The sequence below is a fragment of the Streptomyces sp. NPDC002055 genome (assembly GCF_040296705.1).
In the GTDB taxonomy this organism is placed as follows: Bacteria; Actinomycetota; Actinomycetes; order Streptomycetales; family Streptomycetaceae; genus Streptomyces.
In genome coordinates, this window is the sequence record NZ_JBEOXS010000026.1 from 1 (window position 1) to 12,676 (window position 12,676).

The 12,676-nt window shown below is 72.0% G+C and carries 9 protein-coding genes; all 9 read right to left on the reverse strand.

The genetic code is table 11. The features are described 5' to 3' along the window. Positions 1-249: 249 nt before the first annotated feature. Positions 250-1,224 carry an ABC transporter substrate-binding protein gene (locus tag ABT112_RS17850; protein ID WP_351510593.1) on the reverse strand — a complete coding sequence of 325 codons (975 nt, stop codon included), beginning with the start codon at positions 1,222-1,224 and terminating at the stop codon, positions 250-252. A 1-nt stretch (position 1,225) separates the two neighbouring features. Continuing rightward, on the reverse strand, positions 1,226-3,190 hold the full coding sequence (locus ABT112_RS17855; protein ID WP_351510595.1) for an ABC transporter permease: 1,965 nt from the start codon (positions 3,188-3,190) through the stop codon (positions 1,226-1,228). After that, on the reverse strand, positions 3,190-4,254 hold the full coding sequence (locus ABT112_RS17860) for a quaternary amine ABC transporter ATP-binding protein (RefSeq protein ID WP_351510597.1): 1,065 nt from the start codon (positions 4,252-4,254) through the stop codon (positions 3,190-3,192). The genes ABT112_RS17855 and ABT112_RS17860 overlap by 1 nt, the downstream gene beginning before the upstream one ends. Then, a complete protein-coding gene (locus tag ABT112_RS17865; RefSeq protein ID WP_351510598.1) occupies positions 4,254-5,792 on the reverse strand; it encodes a GMC family oxidoreductase in 1,539 nt (512 codons plus the stop codon). Before ABT112_RS17865 ends, ABT112_RS17860 begins: the two co-directional genes overlap by 1 nt. Positions 5,793-5,852: 60 nt before the next feature. After that, a complete protein-coding gene (locus tag ABT112_RS17870; protein WP_351510600.1) occupies positions 5,853-7,355 on the reverse strand; it encodes an aldehyde dehydrogenase family protein in 1,503 nt (500 codons plus the stop codon). A 294-nt stretch (positions 7,356-7,649) separates the two neighbouring features. Further along, positions 7,650-8,639 carry a malate dehydrogenase gene (locus tag ABT112_RS17875; RefSeq protein ID WP_351510602.1) on the reverse strand — a complete coding sequence of 330 codons (990 nt, stop codon included), beginning with the start codon at positions 8,637-8,639 and terminating at the stop codon, positions 7,650-7,652. A gap of 662 nt (positions 8,640-9,301) precedes the next feature. Beyond that, positions 9,302-10,375 carry a helix-turn-helix domain-containing protein gene (locus tag ABT112_RS17880; RefSeq protein WP_351510604.1) on the reverse strand — a complete coding sequence of 358 codons (1,074 nt, stop codon included), beginning with the start codon at positions 10,373-10,375 and terminating at the stop codon, positions 9,302-9,304. A gap of 610 nt (positions 10,376-10,985) precedes the next feature. Further along, positions 10,986-11,777: a DUF3017 domain-containing protein gene (locus ABT112_RS17885; protein ID WP_351510606.1), complete on the reverse strand. Its 792-nt coding sequence runs from the start codon at positions 11,775-11,777 to the stop codon at positions 10,986-10,988. Positions 11,778-11,799: 22 nt separating this feature from the next. After that, positions 11,800-12,663 (reverse strand): bifunctional methylenetetrahydrofolate dehydrogenase/methenyltetrahydrofolate cyclohydrolase, encoded by an 864-nt coding sequence (locus ABT112_RS17890; protein WP_351510608.1) that lies wholly within the window; start codon positions 12,661-12,663, stop codon positions 11,800-11,802. Positions 12,664-12,676 lie beyond the last annotated feature (13 nt).

Sequence of the window (12,676 nt, forward strand, 5' to 3'; positions counted from 1 at the left end):
CGTGATACTAATACCGGTATAAGAATTGGAGCAAGGAGGCCGCCCGAGGGCCGTAAATATACGTTCCGGAACCCCCCACCCCGGAGGCCCCGTCACCCGCCCGCCCACGCAGCACCCGCGCCCGAACCCCGGCCCGGCAAGGCACCCCGCACCCCGCACCCCGCACCCCCGTAACCCCCCGAAACAGCAGCAGCGCCCGCCACGGAACGAAAAACGTTCCGCCGCGGGCGCTGCAAGCCTGCTACACCCCTACGGCATCCAGGCCTTCCAGACATCCGGGTGCTTCTTGACCCACCGCTCGGCCGCCTCCTCGGGAGCCAGCTTGTCGGCGGCGATCATCTCCGACACCTCGTTCTGGTCGTCCTTGGACCAGTGGAACTTCTTGAGGAACTCGGCGGCCTTGCCGCCCTTCTTCGCGAAGTCGGTGTTGAAGTTCTTCTGCAGCGGAGTCTTCGGATACGCGCAGTCGATGGCCTCGGGGTCCTTCGCACCGCACTTGTCCGTGTACTTCGGCAGCTTCACCTCGACCATCGGCACCTGGTTGAACAGCCACTGCGGCTCGTACCAGTACGTCAGGAACGGCTTCTTCTGCTTGGCGAACTGCTTGATCTGGGTGATCTGCGCCGCCTCGGAGCCGGAGAACACCACCTGGTAGTTCAGGTGGAGGTTCTTCACCAGCGCCTTGTCGTTGGTGACGTACGACGGCGAACCGTCGAGCAGCTGGCCCTTGCCGCCGCTCTCCGGGGTCTTCAACTGGTCCGCGTACTTGTTGAGGTTCTTCCAGTCGGTGACGTCCGGGTGCTTGTCCGCGAAGTACTTGGGCACGAACCAGCCGATGTGGCCGGTCACCCCCAGATCACCGCCGGCGGTGATCGTCTTCTTGTCCTTGATGTACCGCTGTTCCTGCTCCGGGTGGCCCCAGTCCTCCAGGATCGCGTCCACCCGGCCCTGGCCGAGCGCGTCCCAGGCGGGGATCTCGTCGACCTGGACGGTGTCCACGCGGTAGTCCAGCTGGTTCTCGAGCAGGTACTTCGCCACCGCGACATTCGCCTGCGCACCGACCCAGGACTGGACCGAGAGCGTCACGCTCTTCGCACCCTCGGCGTTGGCGTACGGCGACCCCTGCTTGGTCATGTCCGCCGCGCCGCAGCCGCTCGCACCGAGCAGGGCGGCACCGGAGGCGAGAGCGGCGAGCAGCTTCGTCCGCATACGTATCCGAGCCATGTCAGGCCCCCTTCCGGCGTTCCGTGGGCTGGGTGACGCGGTCGAGCATCAGCCCGAGGCAGACGATCGCGGCGCCGGCGACCAGGCCGGTGGCCAGCTCACCGCGCGCGATGCCCGCCACCACGTCGTAGCCGAGCGCACCGCCGCCGACGAGTCCGCCGATGACGACGACCGCGAGGACCAGGACGACGCCCTGGTTGACGGCGAGCAGCAGCGCCGGGCGGGCCAGCGGCAGCTGGACCTGGCGCAGTTGCTGGAGGCTGGTGGCGCCCATGGACCGGGCGGACTCCAGGGCGGCCGGGTCGACCTGACGGAGCCCCGTGGTGGTGATGCGGATGACGGCGGGCAGCGCGTAGACGATGGCTGCCGCCGCCGCCGGGGCACGGCCGACCATGAACAGCGCCACGACCGGGATCAGGTACACGAACTGCGGCATGGTCTGGAAGACGTCCAGCACGGGTCGCAGCAGCTTCTCCACCCGGGCGCTGCGGGCCGCGGCGATACCGATGGCGAAGCCGAGCACCAGCGTGACCGCCACCGAGGCCAGCACCTGGGACAGCGTGTCCAGCGAGGGCTTCCACACGCCGAGGACGCCGATGGTGGCCATGGCGAGAACGGCGGTCAGCGCGGTGCGCCAGGTGCCGATCAGCCAGGCCAGCGCGGCCACGACCAGCAGCACCAGCCACCAGGGCATGCCCTGGAGGCCGCTGCGCAGCGGGTCGAGGATCCACGAGGTGAAGTGCCCGGCCCAGTCGGCGGTACCGCCGACGACCGGCACACCGGTGTAGATGTGGTCGACCATCCAGTCCTTGGCCGTGTTGACCGGCTCGGCGATGGCGACGGTCCAGCTCTCCGGCCAGGTGAGGCTGCCCGACAGGCGCGCGGCGAGGGCGAGGACCGCGGTGACGGCGGCGACGGCGGTCCAGCCGCGCCAGCCGCGCAGCAGCGGGGAGCCGGTCGGCTCGGCGCCGATCCGCTCACCGGCCGCGCCCGTCGTCCGGTCGAGGACGACGGCGAGCAGCACGATCGGGATGCCCGCGGCGAGCGCGGCGCCGACGTCCACCGAGGACAGGGCCTGGTAGACGCGGTCGCCGAGACCGCCCGCGCCGATGACGGAGGCGATGACGGCCATGGACAGCGCCATCATGATCGTCTGGTTGACGCCGAGCAGCAGCTCCTTGCGGGAGAGCGGCAGCCGGGCGGTCAGCAGCCGCTGCCGGCCGGTGGCGCCGAGGGAGGCGACGGCCTCCATGACCCCGGCGTCGGCGTTGCGCAGGCCCAGGGCGGTGAGCCGGGTGATCGGCGGCACCGCGTAGATGACGGTCGCGATGACCGCGGCCGGCACGCCGTTGCCGAAGACCATCCCCATGGGGAGCAGGTACGAGTAGGCGGGCAGCACCTGCATGGTGTCCAGCACGGGCCGCAGCCCGCGGTACATCCGCTCGGAGAGCCCGGCGGCGAGGCCGAGCAGTCCGCCCAGGATGACGGAGAAGGCGACCGCCACGACCATCAGCGCGAGGGTCTGCATGGTCGGCACCCACATGCCGAGCAGGCCGCACACCACGATGGAGGCCAGGGCGGTGAGCGCGAGACGGATGCCCGCCAGACGCCAGGCGATCAGCCCGGCGGCGGCCGTGACCCCGGCCCAGCCGAGGGCGAGCAGCAGCAGGTAGACCCCGCGTACGGAGAGCACGACGGCGTTGCTGATGTGCCCGAAGAAGTACAGGAACAGCGGGTGGCTGTCGCGGTTGTCGCTGATCCAGTCGCTGGCCTTGCCGAGCGGCTCGGTCAGGTCGACGGTGAGTGCCTTGGGCCACAGGCCCGACGCCCACTGCGCGTCGGCGAGGGGCACCAGCACAGCCGCGGCGACGGCGAGCAGCAGCAGCTTGCCGAGGGCGCGGTTGCGGAGGAGAGCGGAGAGCGGCCGGATCGGGCCGGCGCTCTCGGCGGCGGTGACGGTGGCCATCAGACCGGCACCTCCTCGCCTTCCGGTTCGCCCTCGGTGCCGGCGACGACGCCGAGCAGGCGCTCGTGGTCGACGATGCCGAGCAGCTTGCCGTCGGACATGACCCGGGCGGCCGGGTCGCCGGAGCGGGCGACGGCCGCGATGGCCTGGGAGACGGTGGCGCTGGGGGCGAGCGCGGGACCGGTCACGGACTCACCGGCGTCCAGCGGGCGCATCGCGCTGCGGACGGTGATGACCTGCTCGCGGGCCACGTCGCGGACGAACTCCCGGACGTAGTCGTCGGCCGGGGAGCCCACGATCTCCTCGGGGGTGCCCAGCTGGACGATCTCGCCGTCGCGCATCAGCGCGATCCGGTCGCCCAGGCGCAGCGCCTCGCTGAGGTCGTGGGTGATGAAGACCATCGTCCGGCCCTCCTCGCGGTGCAGGCGGATGACCTCTTCCTGCATGTCGCGGCGGATGAGCGGGTCGAGGGCGCTGAACGGCTCGTCGAAGAGGAGCACCTCGGGGTCGACGGTGAGGGCGCGGGCCAGGCCGACGCGCTGCTGCTGGCCGCCGGAGAGCTGGCTGGGGCGGCGCTGCTCGAAGCCGGCGAGGCCGACCTTCTCCACCATCTCGGCGGCCCGGGCGCGTCGTTCGGCCTTCTTCACGCCCTGGATCTCCAGGCCGTAGGCGACGTTGTCGAGGACGGTGCGGTGCGGCAGCAGGCCGAAGTGCTGGAAGACCATGGCGGCGCGGTGGCGGCGCAGTTCGCGCAGCCGCCCGGAGTCCATGCCCAGCACGTCCTCGCCGTCGATGGCCAGTTCGCCGCTGGTGGGCTCGATGAGCCGGGTCAGACACCGGACGAGCGTGGACTTGCCGGAGCCGGAGAGGCCCATGACGACGAAGACCTCGCCCTTGCGGACGTCGAAGGAGACGTCGCGGACGGCGACGGTACAGCCGGTCTTCTGGCGCAGTTCCTCGGCGGACAGCTCGGCCTCGGGGCTGCCGGGTATCCGGCCGGCCTTGGGACCGAAGACTTTCCACAGGTTGCGGACGGAGAACACCGGCTCAGTGGTCGTACTCATCACGCATCACCTCCCGGTGTGGTCTGCTGGAGCAATTCGGCGCACTTCTCCCCGACCATCAGGACCCCGATCATCGGGTTGACGGCGGGCATCGTGGGGAAGACGGAGGCGTCGGCGATGCGGATGCCGTCGAGGCCGCGAATCTTCAAGTCGGGGCCGACGACGGCCTGGTCGTCGCCGACCGCGCCCATCCGGCAGGTGCCCGCCGGGTGGTAGACGGTGTGGGCGACCTTGCGGGCGTAACTGCTGATCTCCTCGTCGGAGGTGACCTCCGGGCCGGGGCAGACCTCGCGCTTCAGCCAGTGGGCGAACGGCTCGGTCTTCGCGACCTCACGGGCGATCTTGATGCCGTCGACCAGCGTGCGGCCGTCGTAGTCGTCCTCGTCGGTGAAGTACCGGAAGTCCAGCGCGGGCTTGACCTCGGGGTCGGCGCTGGTCAGGTACAGCCGGCCGCGGCTGCGCGGCTTGGGGATGTTCGGGGTCATCGACACGCCGTGCTCGGGCTTCTCGTAGCCCAGCCGCTCCGGGTTGTCGGTGAACGGGATCTGGTAGAAGTGGAACATCAGGTCCGGCCCGCGCGACTCGGGGTCGCGGCGCACGAAGAGCCCGGCGTCCGAGTCCATCGCGGAGTTCTCCGGGATGGGCCCGTCGGTCTCCCAGACGATGACCGACTCGGGGTGGTCGAGCAGGTTCTCGCCGACGCCCGGCAGGTCGACCGAGACCGGGATCCCCAGCGCCTCCAGGTCCTTCCGCGGCCCGATGCCGGAGTGCATCAGCAGCCGGGGGGTGTCCACCGCGCCGGCGCAGACCAGCACCTCGCGGCGGGCCTCGATCAGCTCTTCCGCGCCGTCCTTGGAGCGGACGTGGACGCCGGTGGCGCGCGAGCCGTCCAGCTCCAGCTTGTACGCCCAGGTCTCCAGCAGCAGGTGGAGGTTGGGGCGGTCGCCGGCCTCCATGTGCGGGTGGAGGTAGGCCACGGAGGCGGAGGACCGCTTGTTGTTCTCCGGGTGGTAGGCCAGGTCGAAGAAGCCGACCCCCTCGTGGAACGGCTTCTTGTTGAAGCCCTCCACGCGGGGGACGTCGAGCGCGGCCTGCGCGGCGTCGACGAAGTCCCGGGCGATGGCGTTCCGGTCGTTCTCGTCGACGGCGACGATGTTGTTCCGCAGCTTGTGGAAGAACGGGTCCATGGACGCCGCGTCCCAGCCGTCGGCCCCGGCCTCGGCCCACTCGTCCCAGTCACCGGGCAGCGGCTTGAAGCTGATCAGGGTGTTGTGCGAGGAGCAGCCGCCGAGCACCTTGGCGCGGCTGTGCCGGATGTGGGAGTTGCCGCGCGGCTGCTCCGTGGTGGGGTAGTCGTAGTCCAGGTCCCCACCGAGCAGGCCGAGCCAGCGCCGCAGGGTGAGGACGTCGGGACGGTCGACGTCGGACGGGCCGCCCTCGATCACGGCGACGGTGACATCCGGGTTCTCGGTGAGGCGGGAGGCGATCACCGATCCCGCCGTGCCGCCGCCGACCACGACGTAGTCGTAAACAGTCAAGGGGTTGTGCTCCTCTGCAAAGTGCGTGCGTGATGCGCGGTGCTGCGAACAGTCGGGCGGTCAGCCCGAGAACCAGCGCACGGGGCGCGGGTTCAGGTTCTGGTACACGTGCTTGGACTCGCGGTACTCCGCCAGCCCGGCCGGGCCCAGCTCACGGCCGATGCCGGACTTGCCGAAGCCGCCCCACTCGGCCTGCGGGAGGTACGGGTGGTAGTCGTTGATCCACACGGTGCCGTGCCGGAGCCGTCCGGCGACACGCCGCGCACGGCCCGCGTCGGAGGTCCACACGGCGCCCGCGAGGCCGTACTCGGTGTCGTTGGCCAGGGCGACGGCGTCGTCCTCGGTGTGGAAGGTCTCCACGGTGAGGATGGGCCCGAAGGTCTCCTCGCGCACCACCCGCATCTCGCCGTGGCAGTAGTCCAGGACGGTCGGCTCGTAGAAGTAGCCGGTGGCGGGGCGCACCTCGGTCGGCTCGGGGCGGTTGCCGCCGCAGCGCACCACCGCGCCCTCCTCGCGGGCGGAGGCGACGTACGCCTCGACCTTGGCGAGCTGCTGCGCGGAGACGAGCGGGCCGCACTCGACGCCGTCCTCGGTGCCGCGGCCGAGCTTGATCTTCTCGGCCCGGCGGGCGAGCTCGGCGACGAACCGGTCGCGCACCGACTCCTCGATGATCAGCCGGGCACCGGCGGAGCACACCTGGCCGCTGTGGATGAAGGCCGCGTTGAGGGCCTGGTCCACGGCGGTGTCGAAGCCCTCCTCGGTCGCGCACGCGTCGGCGAAGACGACGTTGGGGTTCTTGCCGCCCAGCTCCAGGGCCACCTTCTTCACCGAGGGCGCCGCGGCCTGCATGACCTTGGTGCCGCTGGCGAGGCCGCCGGTGAAGGAGACGAGGTCGACGTCCGGGTGGTCGGAGAGCCGGGCGCCGACCGGGTCGCCCGCGCCGGTGACCAGGTTGGCGACACCGTTCGGCAGGCCCGCCTCGAGAAGCAGCTTCACCAGGTGGACGGTGGACAGCGGGGTGACCTCGCTGGGCTTGAGCACGAAGGTGTTGCCCGCGGCGAGGGCCGGGGCCACCTTCCAGCTGGCCTGGAGCAGCGGGTAGTTCCAGGGGGTGATCATCGCGCAGACGCCCACCGGCTCGTGCACGACGACGCTGTGCACCTCGGGGGAACCGGCGTCCACGACCCGGCCGCCGCTCTCGTTCATCACGAGGTCCGCGAAGTAACGGAAGGCGTTGGTCACGTCGTCGACGTCGACCCGGCCCTCCTCCAGGGTCTTGCCGGTGTCCCGGCTCTCGATGAGCGCGATGTCCTCGCGGTCCCGCTGGAGCAGGTCGGCGACGCGGCGCAGCAGCGCGGCGCGGTCGGCGACGGGGGTGTGCGGCCAGGGGCCGGAGTCGAAGGCACGCCGGGCGGCGGCGATGGCCGCTTCGGTGTCGTCCGCGCCGGCCTCGGCCACCAGCGCCAGAGTCTTGGCGTCGGCGGGGTCGAGGACCTCGCGGGTGGCACCGGATGCGGCGGCGCGCCACACGCCGTCTACGTGGATCGTCTCAGTTGCCGACACGTTGAGTTCTGCCTTCCCTGCCTGAAATGTTCCGCGCTGGGTGCAACCCAGCAGCAGGGACCCCTATCCCGAACTCAAAAACGTATGCCTAAAGGTTAACGCTAAGTGGCCTGTCTCACGTGGCGGCTGAGGAACCGCCCACCCGGAGACTCTCATAACCACCCAACTCTGGACATGGGTTGTGACCACCCACACATCGTCAGGAGTGAGGCGGGCCACAACGCCGAAGCGCCCCCGGCGGCGGTGCCGTCCGGGGGCGCTTCGGGTGCGCCGGGGCGGGCGCGGTGGTGCGGATCAGATCAGGCCGAGACCGCGGACGGCGTCGCGCTCCTCGGCGAGCTCCGCCACCGAGGCGTCGATGCGGGTCCGGGAGAAGTCGCTGATCTCCAGGCCCTGCACGATCTCGTACTTCCCGTCCTTGGTGGTGACCGGGAAGGAGGAGATGAGGCCCTCCGGGACGCCGTAGGAGCCGTCCGACGGGATGCCCATGGAGGTCCAGTCGCCCTCGGCGGTGCCGTTGACCCAGGTGTGGACGTGGTCGATGGCGGCGTTGGCGGCGGAGGCGGCCGAGGACGCGCCCCGGGCCTCGATGATCGCGGCGCCGCGCTTGGCCACGGTCGGAATGAAGCTGTCGGCCAGCCACTGCTCGTCGTTCACGACCTCGGCGGCGTTCTTGCCCGCGACCTCGGCGTGGAAGATGTCCGGGTACTGGGTGGCCGAGTGGTTGCCCCAGATCGTGAGCTTCCGGATCTCGGAGACCGGGACACCGGTCTTCTTCGAGAGCTGGGACAGCGCACGGTTGTGGTCCAGGCGGGTCATCGCGGTGAAGCGCTCGGCCGGCACGTCCGGGGCGGCGGCCTGGGCGATCAGCGCGTTGGTGTTGGCCGGGTTGCCGACGACGAGCACCTTGATGTCGTCCGCGGCGTGGTCGTTGATGGCCTTGCCCTGCGGCTTGAAGATGCCGCCGTTGGCCTCGAGCAGGTCACCGCGCTCCATGCCCTTGGTGCGGGGGCGGGCGCCGACCAGCAGGGCGACGTTCGCACCGGCGAAGCCCACGTTCGGGTCGTCGGTGATCTCGATGTCCTGGAGCAGCGGGAACGCGCAGTCGTCGAGCTCCATGGCGGTGCCCTCGGCGGCCTTCAGCCCCTGCGGGATCTCCAGCAGGCGGAGCTTGACCGGCACGTCCGCGCCGAGGAGGTGACCGGAGGCGATGCGGAAGAGCAGCGCGTAGCCGATCTGGCCGGCGGCGCCGGTGACGGTGACATTGACGGGAGTGCGGGTCATGGCGATCTCCTGCTTGCGAACCTGGCGGTGGGTGTCCCTGCCCTGTGTGGTGGGTCTCCGGCCCGGCGTCAGCCTTCTTGGGTACTGCGGGAGACCCGCCCGTCAGGCTATCCTGCGCGGCCCTCCACGAACCCCCGGGCCCGTGTGGTGCGGCTCACCGGAGCCCCCGCGGGCTCACCCGAGCCCCGGCCTCCGGCACGGGCGGCCTCCTGCCCAGCGGCCGGCCTCCCCGCAAAGGGGTGGCGGCCGCTCGCCCTGAGGGGGGGATGGCGAGCGGCCGCCGGGGGGTGGACCGTACCCGTGGGGGGTGCCGAACGCCTTCCCCCCTCCCCCAGGGCCATGCCTACGAATTTCAGCCGGATCGATGGCCGGATCCGCCCCTATGGGCACGGGCCCGCGGAACCCCTCCCTCCGCCCACGCGGCCCGGCCGGCGGGGCCGCCCTCCGCACCCTTCCCACTCGGGAACGGGCAGGTCCGGCGGGCGGCGGGGGCGACCGGCGGCACATTCGGGGGTCGGCGGGTCCGGTGGGCGGCGGGGTCGGCAGCCGTAGGGTCCCGCGGCCGAGGGGCCCGGCCGGCGGCCGACGTCTCCCGTGGGCGGCCGGTCCGGCCGCCCACGAGAGCCGGCGGCCGGCAGGGGCGGAAGGCGCAGAACGCGCGGTCAGCCGGTGCGCGGCTGCGCGCAGCCCTGCTGACCGGCCTGCGTCCGGATGCACCCCTCGGCCCCGTCCGGCGCCTCCGCCGCGACCATCTGCGTGTACGCCTCGGTGCCCGGGCCCGCCGCGTCGCTCTCCGCCTGCCCGTCCGCAGTGATCTTGACCGTGTCACCGGGAGCGGCCTGGGTGATCCGGGCCCACGACGCCGCGCAGACGGTGCTGTGCCGGACCTCGATGAACGCGGTGCCGACCGTCGCGTCGGCCACCGTCTTCGCGTACTTGCCGCCGCAGCCCATGGTCTCCGGGTCCTTGCCCGAGCAGGCTTCACCGGTGCACTTCACCCCGGCCGGCAGCTTCGGGGTCTTCGACACGGTCGGCTTCGGGGCGGGCTTGGCCGCCCGCACCTCCTCGTCGCCGCCGGAGCCGGGGCCGAAGAGAAGCACGGCGGCGGTGACCAGCAGCAGGGCGCCCACGACACCGCTGACCAGCAGCGCCGTCCAGCGGCGCGGCCGGTCGTCGCCGTCCGGCCGTTCCGGCGGTGTCACGGGGTCGAAACCGTCCACGGCACCCGGCCGCCCGTCCCCACCCGCCCCGGTGGGCGACACGGCCCCCGGCCCGTCGGCACCAGGGCCGGCCGCCGTGGCCGGCGACTGCGGCCCGCCGGTGTCCTTGGCGCCGCCGCGACGGACCGGCGGTGCGGCCCGCTTGCCCGGCCCGGGCTTCTTCCCGCCCTTCGCCTCGAACTCCTCCAGCGCGGCCCGCGCCTGGGAGACCCGGATCGCCTCCATCGTCACGTCGTGCCGCATCTCGGAACGGCTCCAGGCACGCTCCGCGAGCTCCCACATCGTGGTCAGGTGGCCGGAGTTGGCCCCGGTCACCTCCGCGAAGGCGATCACGGCGCGCTGGGGAGGCAGCAGCCTCCCGTTGAGATAGCGCTCCCACGACGTCCTGCTGTAGCCGGTCCGGTCCGCCACGGCGGCGATACCCAAGCCACTGCGGTCGACGAGCCTGCGGAGCTGGCCGGCGAACTCCCGCACCTGCGGATCGAGCTCTTCCGGCAGCGCCCTCCAACGAGGCATGTGCCTCCCCCTGTTCCCCCCGTGCCGTGCTGGTGTCCTCCCGGCGCCGTGAGCCCTCCCCCGAGGCTCTGGCCCGGGACCGCACACGGTGATGCATCACCGGGGATGTCAATTCCCTCCGGAGGGGCGTGCGGACAAGCGCACCGGGACTGCGCCCCCTACGCGCCCCTCGGTCCTTCCGATTGTCGCACTGGCTCGCGGGTGCGCGGTTGCAACCGGGTGACAGTTGTTGCGTAAGCGCAGCACCTCGATGGAACGGTCACCGCCGTGCCACAGGCCGCCACGGCCCATTGAGTCCCCGGGCTCGTTCCAAGATCCTCTATGGGCGGCACCGGGCTACCGGAGCGGACTCCGCGCCCGTCGGCCCGTCGGGCCGGCACCTGGAGAACGCCGGCATTCCGGTTCCGCTTGGGAAACGCAGCGGCGCCCGTCCTCCCACGGGGGAGAGGACGGGCGCCGCTGTTCGGTTCATCGCTGCACACGGAATTCACCGCACGTGCCCGGCCGGAAACGCTCCGGCACCGGACCGGCGGTTCACTCACGGCGGCCCGGCCACGGGAACCCACCGCAGGGAGAAGTCACCGCAGGGGGAAGTCACCGCAGAGGGACGTCACTCCACGGAGAAGTGCGCCACGTCCTCCAGCCACGGGATGTCCAGCCAGGGACTGGGCTGAATCATCATCGCCAGCAGCACGATGACCAGGCCCAGTCCGCCGTAGGTCGCCATGTCGGTGAACTTCGACCGCACGGCCAGCATGCCCACCGACGGCAGGACGCGCCGCAGCACCGCGGCCGCGATCAGCGAGAGCCCGATGATGAGCGTGCCCGCCCGGCCCGCGTCGGTCGCGACGACCAGCAGGCCGACCGCGGTCCCGCCGATGACGGCGAGCAGCGGCCACTGGCGCGCGGGGGCGGGTGCCCCGCCGGACGCGGCCCGTCCGCCGCCCTCCGGCCGGGCGGTGTCCCGGGTCAGCCGGGGGAACCGGCGGCTGCGGGCGGGCCGGACCCCCTCGGCGTCCGCCGACTCCGCACCGGAGCCGGCCTCGGCACCGGAACCGGTCTCGGCGTCGGCCTCTGCGTCAGAACCGGTGCGCGCGTCGTCAGGACCAGTGCGCACCTCGTCAGAAGCGGTACGCGTACCGGAGTCGCCCGCCGCGCCGTCCGTGCCCGGGCCGCCCGCCGAGGCGGAGGCCGAGGCGGCAGCATTCGCGTCGGGCGCGTCCGTGGCCTGCGCGTCCGTGGCGGCGCCGTCCGTCGTCCCGGCGGCGTCCGCAGCCTCGTTCGGCACGGTCTCGTTCGGCGCAGCTTCGTTCAACGCGGTCTCGTTCGGCGCGGTCTCCGCCGCCGCGCCGTCGGCGTCGGCGGATCCGGACGTCCGGTCCGGGCCGGTCTCTTCAGCCATGGCTGCCACCGCCCCTTCCCGGTCAGCCTGCGGCGAGCGCATGCCGTTCGGCCGCCTCGACGACGTTCTGCACCAGCAGGGCGCGGGTCATCGGGCCGACCCCGCCGGGGTTCGGGGAGATCCAGGCGGCGACGTCCGCCACGCCGGGGTGCACATCGCCGACGATCTTGCCGTCCTCGTCCCGGCTCACGCCCACGTCCAGCACGGCGGCGCCCGGCTTCACGTCCTCCGGCTTCACGATGTGGGTGGCACCGGCGGCGGCGACCACGATGTCCGCCTGGCGCAGCTGGGCGGAGAGGTCACGGGTGCCGGTGTGGCAGAGGGTGACGGTGGCGTTCTCGGACTTGCGGGTGAGCAGCAGACCGATCGAGCGGCCGACGGTCACACCGCGGCCGACGACCACCACATGGGCGCCGTTGATCTCCACACCGTGCCGGCGCAGCAGCGTGATGATGCCGTTGGGCGTGCAGGGCAGCGGCCCCGGCTCGTTCAGCACCAGCCGGCCGAGGTTGGTGGGGTGCAGCCCGTCGGCGTCCTTGGCCGGGTCCATCAGCTCCAGGACCCGGTTGGTGTCGATGCCCTTGGGCAGCGGCAGTTGGACGATGTAGCCAGTGCAGGCCGGGTCCTCGTTGAGCTCCCGGACCACGGCCTCGATCTCGTCCTGGGTGGCCGTCCCGGGCAGCTCCCGCTGGATGGAGGCGATGCCCACCTGCGCGCAGTCGCGGTGCTTGCCCGCGACGTACCACTTGCTGCCCGGGTCGTCCCCGACCAGCAGGGTCCCGAGACCCGGGGTGATGCCACGGGCCCGGAGGGCCTCCACGCGGGCGGCGAGCTCGGACTTGATCGCGGCTGCGGTGGCCTTGCCGTCGAGAATCTGGGCGGTCATGGGTCCATCCTCC

Excerpts from the sequence above, each read along its gene's own strand:
- ABT112_RS17885 (WP_351510606.1), bottom strand. The coding sequence starts at position 11,777 with ATGGCTGAAGAGACCGGCCCGGACCGGACGTCCGGATCCGCCGACGCC.
- ABT112_RS17855 (WP_351510595.1), bottom strand. The coding sequence starts at position 3,190 with ATGGCCACCGTCACCGCCGCCGAGAGCGCCGGCCCGATCCGGCCGCTC.
- ABT112_RS17875 (WP_351510602.1), bottom strand. The coding sequence starts at position 8,639 with ATGACCCGCACTCCCGTCAATGTCACCGTCACCGGCGCCGCCGGCCAG.
- ABT112_RS17850 (WP_351510593.1), bottom strand. The coding sequence starts at position 1,224 with ATGGCTCGGATACGTATGCGGACGAAGCTGCTCGCCGCTCTCGCCTCC.
- ABT112_RS17890 (WP_351510608.1), bottom strand. The coding sequence starts at position 12,663 with ATGACCGCCCAGATTCTCGACGGCAAGGCCACCGCAGCCGCGATCAAG.
- ABT112_RS17860 (WP_351510597.1), bottom strand. The coding sequence starts at position 4,254 with ATGAGTACGACCACTGAGCCGGTGTTCTCCGTCCGCAACCTGTGGAAA.
- ABT112_RS17880 (WP_351510604.1), bottom strand. The coding sequence starts at position 10,375 with ATGCCTCGTTGGAGGGCGCTGCCGGAAGAGCTCGATCCGCAGGTGCGG.